The 16,308-nt window shown below is 30.4% G+C and carries 19 protein-coding genes; 8 read left to right on the top strand and 11 right to left on the bottom strand.

The window, feature by feature from the left end; genetic code table 11:
* The first annotated feature begins 8 nt into the window (after window positions 1-8).
* The 4 genes from BLS00_RS07205 (at window position 9) to BLS00_RS07190 (ending at window position 4,697) form a co-directional block, all read left to right on the top strand.
* Window positions 9-1,685: an ABC transporter permease gene (locus BLS00_RS07205; RefSeq protein ID WP_091404207.1), complete on the top strand. Its 1,677-nt coding sequence runs from the start codon at window positions 9-11 to the stop codon at window positions 1,683-1,685.
* Between the two features lie 164 nt (window positions 1,686-1,849).
* Window positions 1,850-3,601, top strand: a complete 1,752-nt coding sequence (locus BLS00_RS07200) for an ABC transporter substrate-binding protein (protein ID WP_091404205.1) — start codon at window positions 1,850-1,852, stop codon at window positions 3,599-3,601.
* Window positions 3,602-3,651: 50 nt separating this feature from the next.
* Entirely contained in the window at window positions 3,652-4,128 is a 477-nt protein-coding gene (locus BLS00_RS07195) for a metallophosphoesterase family protein (protein ID WP_091404201.1), read from the top strand.
* A 68-nt stretch (window positions 4,129-4,196) separates the two neighbouring features.
* Complete coding sequence (locus BLS00_RS07190; RefSeq protein WP_091404199.1) at window positions 4,197-4,697, top strand: ferritin family protein; 501 nt, start codon at window positions 4,197-4,199, stop codon at window positions 4,695-4,697.
* 38 nt (window positions 4,698-4,735) lie between these two features.
* Here BLS00_RS07190 and glpX read toward each other — a convergent pair whose 3' ends face one another.
* Window positions 4,736-5,797: a class II fructose-bisphosphatase gene (gene glpX / locus BLS00_RS07185; RefSeq protein ID WP_091404197.1), complete on the bottom strand. Its 1,062-nt coding sequence runs from the start codon at window positions 5,795-5,797 to the stop codon at window positions 4,736-4,738.
* A gap of 183 nt (window positions 5,798-5,980) precedes the next feature.
* Between glpX and BLS00_RS07180 the strand changes: the two genes are divergently transcribed.
* Genes BLS00_RS07180 through BLS00_RS07170 form a run of 3 tightly spaced genes read left to right on the top strand, consistent with a single transcriptional unit; the run spans window position 5,981 to window position 8,617 of the window.
* Window positions 5,981-7,384: an aminopeptidase gene (locus tag BLS00_RS07180; protein ID WP_091404194.1), complete on the top strand. Its 1,404-nt coding sequence runs from the start codon at window positions 5,981-5,983 to the stop codon at window positions 7,382-7,384.
* Window positions 7,384-7,962 carry a hypothetical protein gene (locus BLS00_RS07175; protein ID WP_091404192.1) on the top strand — a complete coding sequence of 193 codons (579 nt, stop codon included), beginning with the start codon at window positions 7,384-7,386 and terminating at the stop codon, window positions 7,960-7,962. Before BLS00_RS07180 ends, BLS00_RS07175 begins: the two co-directional genes overlap by 1 nt.
* Window positions 7,943-8,617: a hypothetical protein gene (locus BLS00_RS07170; RefSeq protein ID WP_091404190.1), complete on the top strand. Its 675-nt coding sequence runs from the start codon at window positions 7,943-7,945 to the stop codon at window positions 8,615-8,617. Before BLS00_RS07175 ends, BLS00_RS07170 begins: the two co-directional genes overlap by 20 nt.
* 30 nt (window positions 8,618-8,647) lie before the next feature.
* Here the strand turns inward: BLS00_RS07170 and atpC are convergent, their stop codons facing one another.
* The 10 genes from atpC to BLS00_RS07120 are packed head-to-tail and all read right to left on the bottom strand — an operon-like array spanning window position 8,648 to window position 15,674.
* Window positions 8,648-9,049 (bottom strand): ATP synthase F1 subunit epsilon, encoded by a 402-nt coding sequence (gene atpC / locus BLS00_RS07165; protein ID WP_091404187.1) that lies wholly within the window; start codon window positions 9,047-9,049, stop codon window positions 8,648-8,650.
* 14 nt (window positions 9,050-9,063) lie between these two features.
* Window positions 9,064-10,473 (bottom strand): F0F1 ATP synthase subunit beta, encoded by a 1,410-nt coding sequence (gene atpD, locus BLS00_RS07160; RefSeq protein ID WP_091404186.1) that lies wholly within the window; start codon window positions 10,471-10,473, stop codon window positions 9,064-9,066.
* A 19-nt stretch (window positions 10,474-10,492) separates the two neighbouring features.
* A complete protein-coding gene (atpG, locus tag BLS00_RS07155; protein ID WP_091404184.1) occupies window positions 10,493-11,329 on the bottom strand; it encodes an ATP synthase F1 subunit gamma in 837 nt (278 codons plus the stop codon).
* A gap of 14 nt (window positions 11,330-11,343) precedes the next feature.
* The gene (atpA, locus tag BLS00_RS07150) at window positions 11,344-12,861 is read right to left on the bottom strand and encodes a F0F1 ATP synthase subunit alpha (protein ID WP_091404182.1); all 1,518 of its coding nucleotides are present in this window, start codon (window positions 12,859-12,861) and stop codon (window positions 11,344-11,346) included.
* Window positions 12,862-12,863: 2 nt separating this feature from the next.
* Window positions 12,864-13,421 carry an ATP synthase F1 subunit delta gene (gene atpH / locus BLS00_RS07145; RefSeq protein WP_091404179.1) on the bottom strand — a complete coding sequence of 186 codons (558 nt, stop codon included), beginning with the start codon at window positions 13,419-13,421 and terminating at the stop codon, window positions 12,864-12,866.
* Window positions 13,418-13,912: a F0F1 ATP synthase subunit B gene (gene atpF / locus BLS00_RS07140; protein WP_091404176.1), complete on the bottom strand. Its 495-nt coding sequence runs from the start codon at window positions 13,910-13,912 to the stop codon at window positions 13,418-13,420. Before atpF ends, atpH begins: the two co-directional genes overlap by 4 nt.
* A gap of 37 nt (window positions 13,913-13,949) precedes the next feature.
* Complete coding sequence (locus tag BLS00_RS07135) at window positions 13,950-14,240, bottom strand: F0F1 ATP synthase subunit C (RefSeq protein ID WP_167849022.1); 291 nt, start codon at window positions 14,238-14,240, stop codon at window positions 13,950-13,952.
* Window positions 14,241-14,264: 24 nt separating this feature from the next.
* Entirely contained in the window at window positions 14,265-15,092 is an 828-nt protein-coding gene (atpB, locus tag BLS00_RS07130) for a F0F1 ATP synthase subunit A (RefSeq protein ID WP_091404173.1), read from the bottom strand.
* Window positions 15,093-15,118: 26 nt separating this feature from the next.
* Window positions 15,119-15,463, bottom strand: a complete 345-nt coding sequence (locus BLS00_RS07125) for an ATP synthase subunit I (RefSeq protein ID WP_091404171.1) — start codon at window positions 15,461-15,463, stop codon at window positions 15,119-15,121.
* Window positions 15,399-15,674, bottom strand: a complete 276-nt coding sequence (locus BLS00_RS07120; RefSeq protein ID WP_091404168.1) for an AtpZ/AtpI family protein — start codon at window positions 15,672-15,674, stop codon at window positions 15,399-15,401. Before BLS00_RS07120 ends, BLS00_RS07125 begins: the two co-directional genes overlap by 65 nt.
* A gap of 116 nt (window positions 15,675-15,790) precedes the next feature.
* Between BLS00_RS07120 and amrA the strand changes: the two genes are divergently transcribed.
* Window positions 15,791-16,300, top strand: a complete 510-nt coding sequence (amrA, locus tag BLS00_RS07115; protein ID WP_091404166.1) for an AmmeMemoRadiSam system protein A — start codon at window positions 15,791-15,793, stop codon at window positions 16,298-16,300.
* Window positions 16,301-16,308 lie beyond the last annotated feature (8 nt).

Raw genomic sequence — 16,308 nt, 5'->3', positions numbered from 1 at the left:
GATAATTTATGGCGAAGAAAAAGAAAGAACAAGAAAAGAACATTGAAAATAAGTCTAATGAAGAAATTTTTGAAAATGAATTTCTCTCTCAGCCTCAGCTGGTTTGGAGAATATTAAAACGACATAGACTTGGTTTAACGGCAATGTTTATTTTAATAGTGTTATATTTATTAGCAATTTTTGCTGACTTCTTTTCACCCATGGATCCATACAACAACCACATTAAATATAGATATATGCAACCAATGGATACTTATACAACTGATCAAATAACTGGTGAAAAGGTAGACAGACATGTTTATTTATATACATTGACAAGAGATCCTATAACAAGAAAAGGTTCTTTTGTAGAGGCTACTCACTTTGATAAATTTAGAGCATATGATCCTTTTGAGGATGTTACAGCTACTCTTGAATTAGGAAAATACAACGAAACTTATGGCGCAACAGTCACAAATATTCAATATTCTTTTAAAGAAATAATTAGGGCAAAAACCTCAGATGGAGAATTAATTGATCTAACTACATCAACAGATCCTCTTAAAAGTTTGATACCATTAACTTATTTCAAATCTGAAAATGTCAGTGGCAATCTTGAAAAAATTGATGGTATGTATGATGCTGATTTATTAAAAATGATGAGAGGTTCAGAAGTATTAGTAAATACTGACACAAGAGATTACGCTATAGAAGAATACAAAAATCACTGGCAATATGGTCCTAAAATTGCTGATAAAGAAATTGAAGAAATAGTTACTTATAAACAGCTTAATTTTGTTGAAGTTCAATTTTCTGATTTTACTGTATTTCCCCTTGAAATATATCCTGAAGATATAGAAGCGGTTAGCTTTAAGAGATATGATTTAGAATGGTTTGTAAGATCATGGGATTACAAATTATTAGGTTTTATCCCTACTGATTTGCATTTATTTGGTGTTGAAAAGAGTTTACTACCTGAATATAGTGATCATCTTTCTGATGATGGAATTTATTATCCATGGGGAGCAGATAAATACGGTAGAGATATGTTTAGTAGGATTCTATTTGGATCAAGAATATCTCTAACAATAGGTCTTATAGGTATAGCTATTACATTTACTATTGGATTATTTCTTGGTGGTGTTGCCGGTTTTTATGGTGGGTGGACAGATGAGATACTCATGAGATTAACCGAAATACTTATGTCTATCCCCGGATTCTATTTGATTATTTCGTTAGCAGCTGTTCTGCCTACGGGAATAAGTCCTGCACTGAGATATCTGTTTATCATCGTCATTCTTTCATTCATTGGATGGCCAGGAATGACAAGGGTAATCAGAGGCATGACTTTAGGATTAAAACAGTCTGAGTTTGTTGAGGCAGCTATAGCTTTGGGTTATCCACCAAGTAAGGTAATTTCAAGACATTTATTACCAAACACAGCAACTTATGTTATAGTTTCTGCTACACTACAAGTTCCTCAATATATTCTCGGTGAAGCCGGTTTGAGCTTCTTAGGAATAGGTATAACAGAACCTTCGGCTTCTTGGGGTCTTATGTTATCTCAAGCCCAAAACATAGAAGCGTTGACAAATTATCCTTGGTTATTATTGCCTGGTTTATTTATATTTTTAACAGTTATTTCATATAACTTGTTTGGCGATGCAATTAGGGATGCTTTAGATCCAAGATCATTAGGAAATTAATAACAAAATATAAATGTTTCAAATAGGAATTATACTTAAATTATTAGAATTTTGTAAAGAACACTAATTAAAAGTTAATAGGGTGGGATATTATCCCATCCTTTATTTTTAACTTCTATAAATATTTCTCAGGGGGTTGAGAAAAAATTTATAGGAGGGATTAGATGAGAAAGCTACTAACCTTATTAACGGTATTAGTATTGTCTCTAACGGTATTCTCAGTTGATTGGTTAAAAACTGATGTGAATGGTGAAAGAGGGGGAAGCCTTTATGTATCCACAACAACGGGCCCTAAAACATTAAACCCTTATTGGTATAGTGATCAAAATTCAGACGATTTTATCAGTTTATTTGCAGGAATGATGTTAAGTCAAGATGAAAATGGTTTTTTTACACATCCTTATTTAGCAAAAGACTACAACGAAAAGATCACTGAAGAAGGCAAAATGGAAATCACATTTGAACTAAGAGAAGGAATTAAATGGACTGATGGTGAAGATTTCAATGCTGACGATGTTGTTTTTTCATTTACCAAGTTGGCTTTTGATAGTAGTATGTCATACAACGGAAATAATAGTTATTTAGATTCAGAAGATAACTTACCAGAAGTGGTAAAAGTAGATGATTATACAGTTAAATTTATCTATGAGACACCATTAAGAACAGTTACAGAATCAATTGGATCAACTTATATTTTGCCTGAGCATGTTTTTTCTGGAATTGTTGGGGACCCTGAAAAATTTGCTCAAATGTGGACGGTTGAGCAAATAGATAAAATAGTTGGTATAGGCCCATTTATCATTGACGACTACAGAGAAGGCGTAAGGGTAATATTAAAAAGAAATCCAAATTTCTTTGCAGTAGATAACAATGGAACTCAATTACCTTATTTAGATCAAATTGTATATCAAATTGTTCAAAACAACGAAACAGAAGTTCTTAAGTTCCAAGCTGGTGAATTAGATTTATTATCATTATCGGCATCTAACTATGTTTCAATGAAAGAAAAAGAATCAGAAAGTAACTACTCAACCGTAATAGGCGGTTTAGTTCCTGGACCAAGTATTATTGGATTTAATTGGAATTCTCCAATAAAAGAACAAAGAGTTTGGTTTAGAAGCGATAACTTTAGAAGAGCTGTTTCTTATGCTCTAAACAGACAAGCAATTGTTGATAACAACTTAAACGGTTTAGGTGCAGCCGTATACACTGAACAAGTACCGGGTTCTATTTATTATGATGAAGAATACATAAATTCATTAGGATATAGATATTCATTGGCAAGTGCGAGAAGAGAATTACAACAAGGTGGGTTCACATGGGATAACAAAGGTAAGTTATATGGTCCAGAAGGGAACCACGTTAAATTTGATTTGACCACAAATGTTTCAACAACTGTATGGGTTGAAATTGGAAATATTTTATCTGATGCTTTAGGAAAATTGGGTATGACAGTTAATTTTAGACCTTTGCAGTTTAATACATTGGTTACAGAGTTATCTTCTGGTGAATACCAAAGTATGATTATTAGATTTTCTGGAGATTCTCCAGATCCACACAATGGATGGAACATGTGGCAGTTAGACGAAGCTTGGCATTTCTGGAACTTTTCACCAGAGACTTTAGCTGAGAAAGGTAATCCAGATTTATTAGATCCAGAAGATTATTATGTTCCTGACTTTGAAAGAAGAATTGACGAAATTTATCAATTAGAAAAAGTTACCCTTGACGAAGATAAAGTTATAGAATTGTTTACTGAAATGAACAACTTAATAGCAAAGCATCAACCACTTATATACACTTTTGCTCAGAACATTTTAATTGCAAAATCAGATGATTTACACCTTATGATAGAAGAACCAAAACCATATGTTGGAACATTATGGAGAATATGGGGTGTATGGAAAGAACAATAAAAACAAATTAGCCTCCCTCATAGGGAGGCTTTTTTAGTAGGAGGAATAATATGAAAAGAATATTTATTTTTTCTGATTCCCATGTTCCTACAAGAGCGAATAGTGAATTATTCCAAAAATTTGATTTTAATAGCTTTGATTATATAATCTCTGCTGGGGATATTGTAGATGACAACACATATTTTGAATTAATAAATCAAAAACCAGGATTCATAGGTGTTCATGGAAACATGGATGAATATTTTATTAAGAAAAAATTACCCCAGAAAAGAACCCTTCAAATTGAAGGTATAAGAATTGGAATCATTCATGGTCATCAAACTGGAATTGCCAATGCAGATAAACTAATAAAAATGTTTGACAAAAAAATTGATATTATGATCTTTGGCCATTCACACAAAAGATTTGATAAAAATATAAGCGATATAAGAGTAATTAATCCAGGAGCATTGTGCGACGGATATTATATAGTTATGGAAATGAAAGTAAAAGAATATAAAATAAATTTTGAAAAAATAGATATATAAGATATAATTTAAATAGGAAGTATTAAACTAAAAGTAAAAAATAGTTTTAAAATTATGGAGGTGTTCATATGTCAGGTAAAATCTTAGGTATTTTAGAATATGCTTTATCAAAAGAAATGGAAGGTATGAGTTTTTATGAATCAAAGTCCAAAACAGTTCACAATGAAGAAGTTAAAAAAACATTTTTAGAACTTAGTAAAATGGAATCCGATCATGTTGATTATATAAACAATTTAATAAATAAAATCAATGAAGACGAACCTTTGAGATATAACGGAGAAGATATAGGAGATGCTTTCAGAGATAGGCAAAAAAAAGAAATTGTAAATCAAGGTGATTTCAAAAAGTTAAAAACAGACATTCCCGTTTTGAGAATGGCATATTTAATAGAACAAGATTTTATGGAATTTTACAATAAAGCTTCAGAAAGTGTTGAAGGAAAAGAAATAAAAGAAATATTAAGACATTTAGCTCAATGGGAAAAAGTACATAGAGATAGAATTTACGATTTATATCAAAAATTATCAAAAGATTTTTGGGAACATATGGAAACAGATCCAATTTTTTGATTGATTAAAAAAAATACGAGCTTAAGCTCGTATTTTTTTTAACTAAATAATTTGTTTTTTAATATTGAGGTTCCTTCATCTTCTATTTTATTTAAATTGATGAATTTTTCGTCACCGTCAAGAGATTTAATCCTTATTTTTTTCTTTTTTAAGTCATGGTATGTTGTAATCCTTCTAACAGTTTCAGAAGAGGTTCTCATAACTATAGATTCTGTTATTGCTTTTCCCTTTATATATTTTACACCCTTGAGAAAATCTCCGTCTGTTACACCAGTAGCAGCGAATATAACGTGTTCACCACCAACTAACTCTTCCGTTATATATATTCTATTCAAATCCCATTCTTCCAAATTAATTTTCTTTCTTTCTTCTTCATCTCTTGGCCAGATTTTTAGTTGCATTTCACCGCCTAAAGTTCTTAAAGCTGCTGCAGCTAATATAGCTTCAGGAGATCCTCCTATGCCAACATACATATTGACACCACTTTCAGGCATGCACGTAGCAATTGCTCCAGCAATATCCCCATCACCTATAAGCTTAATTCTTGCTCCTATTTCTCTTATTTCATCAATTATTTTTCTATGTCTTTCTCTATTTAAAACTACAACTGTTAATTCAGAAATTGGTAAACCTAAAATTGCAGCGGCTACTTTTATGTTTTCCTTCAAAGAAGCATTCAAATCAAGTTTTCCTTTTAATTCGGGTCCTACTGCAAGCTTGTAAGAATAAAATGTCGGTAAACATAAAATCTTATCGTTCTCAGCTCCGACCATTACACTCAAAGCATTTGGAAGGCCATAAGCAACCAATCTTGTCCCATCTATGGGATCGACGGCTATATCCATTTCTATTGATTCATCATCCCACATACCTACTTTTTCGCCATAGTACAACATAGGCGCTTCATCCTTTTCACCTTCACCTATAACAACTCTTCCTTTAATATCAATATAATCAAGCATTCCCCTCATTGCATCAACAGCAGCGCCATCTACAGCTTCTTTATTACCAAAACCTAAATACAAACTGCTCATCAAAGAAGCAGCTTCTGTAACCCTTACTAAATCTAAAGTTATTTCAGGATATAACTCTTTAGCCATTGAACTTCCCCCTTCAATTATGATATAATATAGTTAGTCAAGTTAACTATAATATATTATTTTCATAATGAAAATAATATATTTGTTATTACAACTATATTATAGCGTAAAAATATAAAAAATGAAAATATTATTGTAATTATTTTATGTTAAATATGATAAAATATATTTGGAGGTGAGATTATGGATTTCAAAGAACTACAAAAAAAATTAACCATAAACCGAAAAAACGTATGGGAAAAGAATTCAAAGGAACAAGTTTTTGAATATGCAGAATCTTATAAGAAATTCATGGATATTTCAAAAACCGAGAGGAAAGCAGTAAAAAACTCTATAGAAATTTTAAAAAAAGAAGGTTTTAAACCTCTTGATTTTTATGAAAATGAAGGAAAAATAAAGAAAGGGGATAAAGTTTATTATATAAACCGGGGTAAATCAATCTTTGCTTTAGTTTATAATGATGAAATTTCAAAGGGTATTAATGTTGTTGGAAGTCACTTAGATGCTCCAAGAATAGATTTTAAACCTCAACCTTTTTATGAAGATACTGAAATAGCTATGGCAAAAACACATTATTATGGAGGAATTAAAAAATATCATTGGTTTAATATTCCTTTAGAATTGCATGGTGTTGTTATAAACTCGAAAGGCGAAGAAGTTGAAGTATCTATAGGAGATGATGAAAAAGATCCTATTTTTATAATTTCTGATTTATTACCACATTTAGATAGAAATAAGAAATCTTTACCAGAAGCTTTTGAAGCTGAAAAAATGAATATGATTTTGGGAACAATTGCTATTTCTTACGAAGATGAAGATAAAATTAAAGATCCAGTGAAACTAAACGTATTGAATATCTTAAATGAAAAATATGGACTAACTGAAGAAGATTTTATTTCAGCAGAACTCGAAATTGTTCCAGCATTTAATTCAAGAGATGTAGGCTTGGATAGAAGCCTTATTGCAGCTTATGGTCATGATGATAGAATATGTGCTTATACTTCATTAACGGCAATTAGTGAAGTGAAACCAAAAGGGAAATCCCCAGCTATTCTATTAGTTGATAAGGAAGAAATTGGTTCAGACAGTAATACAGGTGCAAAAAACCATTTTTGGATTCCTATTTTGAAAAGATTGCTTAAGTTAGAAGGTAAAGATGTTTCAGTTGCAATTGAAGAAGCGTTAGTAAATTCAACTATGTTGTCATCAGATGTATCTGCAGCACTAGACCCAAATTATAAGGACGCTCATGACTCTTATAATGCTCCTAAACTAAATTATGGAATAGTATTGACAAAATATACAGGCGTGAGAGGAAAAGGTGGCACAAACGATGCTAATGCCGAGGTAGTAGGTAGAATTAGAAAAATATGGAATGACAATGAAATTCTATGGCAAACTGGAGAATTGGGAAGAACAGATCTTGGAGGTGGAGGAACAATAGCAAAATTTTTCGCTGAAAAAAATATGGATGTAATAGACGCAGGGGTTCCTTTGTTAGGAATGCATGCCCCTCTTGAAATTGCTTCAAAAGGAGATTTATACGAAACACACAAAGCGTATAAGGCATTTATGGAGAATAACTAATGAAAATCTTTGCAGGTAATCCTGTAAACAGCTTAGAATTTGATCAAATTACTTATACTATATCAACAGAATCTTGGTCCTTTTCGGACTGGGATTCTGTTTGTACAGTTTTAGATAAGGATAATTTGTACTTATACTTCAAGGATAAGAAATACGAAATTAACAACGAAAATTTTTTATTCAATATAAATGGTACAAAAATAATATATGGTAAATTTTATGAGTCATTAAATAACAATTTTTATTTATATTCAAGCTTGATAAGAACTGATTTAGTCGTTTTACACTTAAAAATCCTCAACGCTGATAACATATTGAAAATGTTAGAAACAATAAAAAGTTATGTTTATTTTTATAAATTACCAACACTTGTTTTAATGAGAAATGGTCTAAATATAAAACTTTATAATTATTATATAAAAGAAAATAAAGTAAGTTATGAAAGTGAACATTATTTTGTTTTGGACATTGACAAAAATAACAAATTTGTTGTACTCAACAAGGAAAAAGAAATTTTAATAAAAAAATACAGTAGATACATTAAAGAAGTTGAGAGAAATGTTGATAAAAAAGTTTAAGATTATCTATGAGGAATATAAGCTAAAAAAATATGTGAAATTGTTGAAAACTAATTCTATTGAAATGCCAAAAAAAATAAAAAGAGACGTTTTATTTTTAGAAAATTATAAGGATAATTCTTCTCTAATTAAAAGTGTACAAAAAAACCTGGAAAAAGGGATTTTTTACTACGTTTTTTTTATCAAAAAAAAGAATTTAAAAAGTTTTGATGTTAAATTGATATCTCAGATTGTTGATTTTTTTGGGATTCATTTGTTTTTTATAGGTAAAGATTATTATTATTTATATCAAAATATGGTTTATAAAAAGGGATTACAAGTACATTTACAGAAAAATATTGATAAACGCTTTGTTTTTTTAGAAGAGAAAAAATTACTTGATATTACAGCTTTGAGTATATGTAATTTAACTGAAAATTCTATTGTATTTACAAATAGTTTAGATGAAGAATTGATGCAAAATTTTTCAAATGCTACTTTTTCAATAGTAATTAATGTTAATGGCAAAATTTTTAAACCCATTGCTTTTAACAACATAATAGAACTAAAAAGCAATTATTTAAAATTAAATTTTGAAGAATTAGAAAGTTTGAAAAACAAATTAAAGCAAAAAGATGTATTTGGAGAAAAAGTATTGAAATTAATAAATAAGTAAAAAAATCGGTGATTTTAAATCACCGATTTTTTATTTTGTTTTTTTTGCTATATTTACTTTTGTCATGTTTTTTTCGATATATGCTTTGATCTTTGTCCTTTGAATTTTATCATCTTCATTTTTTAATCTTTCTTCAGCTTGTTTAACAGCCTTCATAGCGTTATCCACATCAATATCTTCAGGTTTTTCAGCATCAGTTGAAATAATTGTTAAATTATCGCCATCCATATCAACTAACCCACCCAAAACTGCATAATATACTTCATTATCGTTTTCTTCAACAATCTTAAGTGGAGCTAATTTTAGTTTTGCAACTATTGGGAGTCTATTCTGCAAAACTCCCATACCACCGTCTACTGTATCATATTCTACATATTTTGCTTTACCTTGATATTTTATTCCGGAGGGAGTTACTAATTTAACGTTAAACATTAAAAACCCCCCTTTTAATTTTCTTCATTCATTTTTTTCGCTTTCTCAATTGCCTGTTCAATAGTTCCTACCATAAAAAATGCATTTTCAGGTAAATCATCGTATTTTCCAGATAATATTTCTTTAAATCCTTTTATTGTATCTTCAACTTTTACATATTCTCCAGGTATATTTGAAAATTTTTCAGCAACAAAAGTAGGTTGAGTTAAGAACCTTTCAACTTTTCTTGCTCTTTGAACTGTTAACTTATCTTCTTCAGATAATTCTTCTATACCCAAAATTGCTATAATATCTTGTAAGTCATTATATTTTTGAAGAACTTCTTGAACTTCTCTTGCCACATTGTAGTGATCTTCACCTACAACAGCAGGATCTAAAATTTTTGAAGTAGAATCCAATGGATCAACTGCTGGATAAAGACCTTTTTCTGCCCTACTTCTTGAAAGGTTTACATTAGCTTCAAGATGAGAAAAAACAGTTGCAGGAGCAGGATCAGTTAAGTCATCTGCAGGAACATATACAGCTTGAACAGACGTTATAGAACCATCTTTCGTTGAAGTGATTCTTTCTTCAAGTTGGCCCATATCTGTCGCAAGAGTAGGTTGGTATCCAACAGCAGATGGCATTCTACCTAAAAGTGCAGAAACTTCAGAACCAGCTTGTACAAATCTAAATATGTTATCTATAAATAAAAGAACATCTTTTTTTTGTTGATCTCTAAAATATTCAGACATTGTTAAAGCAGTTAATGGGACTCTGAATCTAGCACCTGGTGGTTCGTTCATTTGGCCAAAAACCAAAGCAGTGTTTTCGATAACTCCTGAATCATTCATATCCAACCAAAGATCATTACCTTCTCTGGTCCTTTCTCCAACACCAGCAAAAACAGAGATACCTTGATGTTCTTTTGCTATACTTCTTATTAATTCCATAACTAATACAGTCTTACCTACACCAGCTCCCCCAAAAAATCCAATTTTACCTCCTTTAGGGAAAGGGGCTAATAAGTCTATACATTTTAATCCTGTTTCTAAAATTTCTATGTCTGTATTTTGTTCATCTAAACTTGGTGATTCTCTATGGATAGAGTTATATTCTACATTTTTAACTTCACCTTGTTCATCAATAGGGTTACCTAACAAGTTAAACATACGACCTAAAGTACCATTACCAACAGGTACTTGTATTGAATCTCCAGTGTCTATAGCATCAAGGCCTCTTTTAAGGCCATCAGTAGAATCCATAGCAATACATCTTGCAGTGTCATCTCCTATTAATTGTGAGACTTCAAGGATAAGTTCTGAATCAGTGTAAGGGTTATTTATTTTAAGAGAGTTATTAATTTCAGGTAATTCACCTTCATTAAATTTAACATCAACGATTGGCCCTATAACGCTGACGACTTTACCTACTATGTTAGACAAATTATTTCACCTCCGTTCATCAGCTATCTTGCAATGCTTGAGCTCCGTTAACAATTTCTATTAATTCTTGTGTTATAGAAGCTTGTCTCATTTTGTTATATTCTAAGTTTAGTTCTTCAATTAAATTTTCAGCATTTTCTGTTGCATTTTTCATTGCATTTTGCCTTGCATATAGTTCTGATAATTTTGTTTCGTAAATATACAAAAAAACTTGTGATAACAAATAAAGATAAGATGCTTCTTCGAACAAAACTGTTGAATCTGGTTCATATTCATATCTTGAATCGATTTCAGCTTCATATTTTATGGGTAAAAGATCTACAGTTTTTGGTAATTGTATTAATGGGTTTTTCAATTCACCATAAACTACTTTTATGTCTGAAATACTTTCATCTTTTAAAAAATCTAAAATATCATCAAGTATATATTCAGCATTTACTTCGTTAGGAATCTCATATAAGTTTGTTCTTGATAATAAAACTTTGTTAGTCCCTTTTAATTCAATGTTACCTCGAGTACCTACTACATAATACCCTTTAAAGTTGTCTATTTTTTCTGCTTCTTTTTTAGCTCTGTTGGCTAAATCAGAAGCAAAGGATCCACCAAGTCCCATGTCAGGAGTTATTGTAACTATAACCGTTTCACCATTTTTTCTATTATAAATAGAATCATCTTGAGGCGAAATTTTCTGAATAATTTTTCGAGCTTCTTTAGCGTATTCCCTAATAGGGTCTATACCTTTTTTTATTTTATTTAACCTTGCCGAAGCAACCATTTGCATAGCTCTTGTTATTTGTTTTGTAGAATTGGTAGATGCTATCCTTCTTTTTATAACACGTAATTTTCCTCTACTCAATTAAATCACCGCCATTAGGCATTGAAAGATTTCATAAATTGTTTAATAGAAGAATTAAGCTCTTCTTTAATATCATCTGTTAGTTCTTTCTTTTCAGCTAATTTATTCATTAAATTTGATTTTTCTGTTTTCATAAAAGACAAAATTGATTTTTCAAAATTGCTTATATTTTCTGTTTCAATTTCCATAAGGTAGCCTTCGTTAGCCGCATAAAGTAGCACAACTTGTTCTTCAACTGATAATGGAGAATATTGTTTTTGTTTTAGTAATTCCATCAACTTTTCACCTTTTAACAACTGTTTCTTAGTTGACTCATCTAAATCTGAAGAAAATTGAGAAAAAGACTCAAGTTCTCTATATTGAGCTAAATCAAGCTTCAAAGATCCAGAAACTTTTTTGATAGCTTTTGTTTGAGCAGAACCACCAACTCTTGAAACAGATAACCCTATGTTTATAGCAGGTCTAAATCCGGAATAAAATAAACTTGGTTCAAGGTAAATCTGGCCGTCTGTTATTGAAATAACATTTGTAGGAATATAAGCTGATATATCATTTGCTTGAGTCTCAATAATTGGTAATGCAGTTAAAGACCCACCACCAAAATCATCATTTAATCTTGCCGCTCTTTCTAATAACTTTGAATGCAAATAAAAAATGTCTCCTGGATAAGCTTCTCTACCAGGTGGTCTTCTTAACAACAATGAAATTTCTCTATAAGCAGATGCATGTTTTGATAAATCATCATAAACAACTAAAGCATCCTCTCCCTTGAACATAAAATATTCTCCAAGAGCTGCACCTGCATATGGAGCCAAATATTGTAATGAGGCGGGATCAGAAGCTGAAGCAGAAACTATAGTTGTATATTCCATAGCCCCATGTTTTTCTAATTGGGCTATATTTCTTGCTACAGCAGATGATTTTTGACCTATTGCAACATATATACACTTAACATTTTGACCTTTTTGATTGATAATAGTATCTATTGCAATTGCTGATTTACCAGTTTGTCTGTCACCTATTATCAGTTCTCTTTGACCTCTACCAATAGGTATTATAGCGTCAATGATCTTTAAACCAGTTTGTAGAGGAGTATCAACAGGCTTTCTTGTAATAACCCCTTGTGCTTTTCTTTCTATTGGGAAAAAATCATTTTCTTTTATTTCACCTTTGCCATCTAAAGGTATACCCAAAGGATTAACTACTCTTCCAAGTAGATTTTCTCCAACTGGAATTTCGATAACTCTATTGGTTCTTAAAACCTTATCCCCTTCTTTAATTTCTTTGAAATCATCAAGGGCAATAATACCTATATTATCCTCTTCTAAATTCATTGCAAGCCCATAAACAGTTTTATCAGACTGAGTATGTATTTCAACTAATTCGTTGGCCATTGTTTCTTTCATTCCGTAAGCTCTAACTATTCCATCACTTACTTGCATAACCCAGCCAACTTCTTTTATTTCGCCGCTTTCATAGCTTTTAATTCTTTCTTCAATAACCTTTGTTAATTCATCAGGATTAATTCGCAAAATCAATCACCCCCATTTACGGCATAAATTTCTTTGACACTATTCAAATATCCTTTAACAGAATAATCAAACAGTTTATCATCGAGGTAAATTTGGATTCCTCCTATTAGGCTCTCGTCAATAGTCAAATCCAAATTAACATTTCTGCCAGTTTTAGATTTAAGGTTATTTTTAATTGTATCGATAGTTGACTCTTCTAATTCTTTAGCTGAAATTAAATCTACTAAAACTATGTTTTTCAGTTCATAAGAAAAATTAATCAATAATTTTGAAACTAGAGGCAAAAGATTCTGCCTCTTTTTTATTACAATGAAATTTAAAAATTTTTTAAATACTTCATCTTCTGTGTTAGCTTTTTCTACAATTTTTTTTGTAATCAAATCATCTGGAAGTAAAGGGCTATTGATTAAATCATAAAAAACCTGATTCTCATTCATCTCGCTAATGATATTCTGAAGGTTTGATATATAAGTATCCAATTCATTTAATTTTTTATTTTCAGAAAGTAAGTTAATTAGTGCGTCAGAATATCTTTTAGCTACTGAATATGAGTTTCTCATAAATTATCACCTTGATTATTCAAGGTTTTTAATGCCCTACTTACAAGCTCTTCGTTTGTTTTTCTGTCTATTTTTTCTTTTAAAATCATAGAAGAAACATTTAAAGCCATTTGAACAACTTTAGCTTGAACATCTTGCATTGCTTTTTCTTTCAGTTCTACAGCTTCTTTTTCTGCAGAAGCAATAATTCTTTTCTTTTCAGTTTCTGCTTCTTCTTTTGCTTTTTTTGTTATATTTTTAGCATTTTCTTCGGCGTTTTTTATTATCTCGTCTTTTTTGTCTCTCACTTCAGACATTTCTTTTTCATTTTTTTCTTTTAAATTTTGAGCTTCTACTCTCAATCTTTCAGCTTCATTTAGGTTTTTTTCGACTTCTTCTTTTCTTTTATCAGTCATATCAAAATAAGGTTTATATAATAGTTTATACATAAATAGCATGAAAACTAAAAAACCCAATAAGTTTATTATTGAAGTCAAATTAAATGATAACAATATACTTCACCCCTTTTTTGGGTTTTAATCTTGAATCTTACGGAAGAACAAATAATAATACTAATGAAACAACAAGTGAGTAAAGACCTGTTGACTCTGTAACAGCCATAGCTAAAAGCATTCTGGTTGTTATAGTACCTGACATTTCAGGTTGTCTTGCAATTGAATCCATGGCGTGAGCTCCAACGTTACCTTCTCCTATACCAGGTCCAATAGCTCCAATACCCATAGCCAATCCTGCGCCTAACAATTTACCTAAGTAATACAATCCCCAACCGATTGCTCCGCCTTCTGTAATTAAACTTTGAAGCATTTGTTGTAAATCCATATAAATACTCCTCCTTTTTAGGTTTTATTCTAATAATGATCCTATATAAGCAATAGCCAATAATGCAAAAACAAAAGCCTGAATAAGGCCAACAAACCAACCAAAAAATCCCCATAAAAATACAGGGAGAACAAAATATTTAAGCATATAAGAAATAATCAATACCAATATGCTTCCACCCATGATATTGCCAAAAAGCCTTAATGAGTGAGAAATTGGTTTTGCAAGTTCACTGATTAAATTCATTGGAAACATAATAGGAGTTGGTTCGAAAAATGATTTAAGCCATTTTCCAAATCCTTTTGACCTTATTGCAAAAAAATGGCTAATAACAAAAACCATTAAAGCAAAAGTCAAATTAGTGTTTAAATCAGATGTAGGAGTATACCAAGTGTTAGTAAATAGCTCGATACTTAGTCCTCCATCACCAGTAGGAACTACATCTATACCGGGAATTCCACTTATTACATTTGCGAAAGCAATAAAAAGAAATAAACTCATAGAAATAATGAAAGTAGATTTTCTAAATTTTTTGTCAGGAACTGAATCTTCTACCAACTCCCAAAAATAATCGAACATTAATTCTATTAAGCTTTGTTTTCTACCAGGGATTCTTTCGAATTTAACAGTTCTTGCAAAGAATATTAAAATCAAAATAATCAGTCCAGACATAATTAAAGTCATTGGATTTATCTGTGTCCAGATACTGCTACTCTCTCCAAGATTAACACTCCATCTCTGGGCTACGCCTGTTAATTCTTGGTCATAAATAAAAAAATTAACAATACCCAAAGCTACATAAAGAATAAAAAAAACTAAAATACTACGGTTTAAACGCTTTTCTTTTACCAATTAAAACACCCCCGGGTATTTCCATATTATTTTTCGAAAAAAGGAACAATTTTCAAATTAAATATTCCAACTATAACAGGCACAATTGATTTTTCTGAAAATATAGCTGGTATGAATAATATTATACCATATAAAATATACCTAAAAATATAACCTTTATCTAACTTTTTCTTTTTTTTAACGTCAATATTATAAACCATTTTTTTTATGTCACTACCGATTAACCAAAATCCCAAAATAGCTCCCAAGGATCCCCAAAATATCCAAAAAGAATATAAACCATAAAAAATCAATAAAATTAAAAATTCAATTATCGAAATTATTATCGTTTTTATCGTCAGTCTTCTTAGAAGTTCTTTCAGCTTTGTCATATTTATCAGCCTCTCTGATAAGATCTTTAATCCCAAAATATAATCCTGATGCGATTCCTAAAAACATAAAAATGATCTTAAAAAAATTTTGGTTGAAAAATTCATCAAAAATCCAGCCAAGACCTAACCCTACAAATATATTTGATAAAACAGTTATACCAAACATCAAAATCATATTTAACTGATTAAAACCATTTAAATCAAGTTTCATATTATTTTCCACCCTTTGAATTTGGTTTCAATAAAAATTATACATTTTTTTGCCTATAAATTCAAACCATACCTACATAGAAATATATTTCATGTTATAATATAGGGGGTGATATTATGCATAAATATGTAAAATTAGCTTTCGAGGTAATCAAATCACAGTTTGAAAAAGAGAGTGTTTCTGATTTCAGTATTTATAAAAATGATGAAGATTTTAAGATTAAAAGAGGATGTTTTGTAACCATTCATAATAATGACGATTCTTTGAGAGGCTGTATAGGAACTATTGAGCCTTATTATGAGAATCTTTATGAAGAAATTTATCATAATGCGATTTCAGCAGCTTTTAAAGATCCTCGTTTTGATGAACTGAGAGAAAAAGAATTAAAAAATATAAAGATAAGTGTAGATGTTTTAGGAGATTTGAAAAAAGTAAACAAAAAAGATGAACTAAACCCGCAAAAATTTGGGATTGTATTACAAAAAGGATTTCATAGAGGTGTTCTTCTTCCTAATTTGGAAGGAGTGGATACTGTCGAAAAACAAATTTATATAACAAAGATGAAAGCTGGTATAAATTCTGATGATTTTGATATTTTTAAATTTGAGGTAAACAGGTATGAATAAAGGAGCTG

Origin of the sequence: Geotoga petraea (genome assembly GCF_900102615.1) — a bacterium.
GTDB lineage: Bacteria > Thermotogota > Thermotogae > Petrotogales > Petrotogaceae > Geotoga > Geotoga petraea.
The sequence above is the reverse complement of the archived record's forward strand: the minus strand, read 5'-3'. Positions and strand labels throughout refer to the sequence as shown.

Bases quoted from the DNA above. Each gene is read 5' to 3' on its own strand.
- BLS00_RS07205 (WP_091404207.1), top strand. From the start codon at position 9: ATGGCGAAGAAAAAGAAAGAACAAGAAAAGAACATTGAAAATAAGTCT.
- BLS00_RS07200 (WP_091404205.1), top strand. From the start codon at position 1,850: ATGAGAAAGCTACTAACCTTATTAACGGTATTAGTATTGTCTCTAACG.
- BLS00_RS07195 (WP_091404201.1), top strand. From the start codon at position 3,652: ATGAAAAGAATATTTATTTTTTCTGATTCCCATGTTCCTACAAGAGCG.
- BLS00_RS07190 (WP_091404199.1), top strand. From the start codon at position 4,197: ATGTCAGGTAAAATCTTAGGTATTTTAGAATATGCTTTATCAAAAGAA.
- glpX (WP_091404197.1), bottom strand. From the start codon at position 5,797: ATGGCTAAAGAGTTATATCCTGAAATAACTTTAGATTTAGTAAGGGTT.
- BLS00_RS07180 (WP_091404194.1), top strand. From the start codon at position 5,981: ATGGATTTCAAAGAACTACAAAAAAAATTAACCATAAACCGAAAAAAC.
- BLS00_RS07175 (WP_091404192.1), top strand. From the start codon at position 7,384: ATGAAAATCTTTGCAGGTAATCCTGTAAACAGCTTAGAATTTGATCAA.
- BLS00_RS07170 (WP_091404190.1), top strand. From the start codon at position 7,943: ATGTTGATAAAAAAGTTTAAGATTATCTATGAGGAATATAAGCTAAAA.
- atpC (WP_091404187.1), bottom strand. From the start codon at position 9,049: ATGTTTAACGTTAAATTAGTAACTCCCTCCGGAATAAAATATCAAGGT.
- atpH (WP_091404179.1), bottom strand. From the start codon at position 13,421: ATGAGAAACTCATATTCAGTAGCTAAAAGATATTCTGACGCACTAATT.
- BLS00_RS07135 (WP_167849022.1), bottom strand. From the start codon at position 14,240: ATGGATTTACAACAAATGCTTCAAAGTTTAATTACAGAAGGCGGAGCA.
- BLS00_RS07125 (WP_091404171.1), bottom strand. From the start codon at position 15,463: ATGACAAAGCTGAAAGAACTTCTAAGAAGACTGACGATAAAAACGATA.
- BLS00_RS07120 (WP_091404168.1), bottom strand. From the start codon at position 15,674: ATGAAACTTGATTTAAATGGTTTTAATCAGTTAAATATGATTTTGATG.
- amrA (WP_091404166.1), top strand. From the start codon at position 15,791: ATGCATAAATATGTAAAATTAGCTTTCGAGGTAATCAAATCACAGTTT.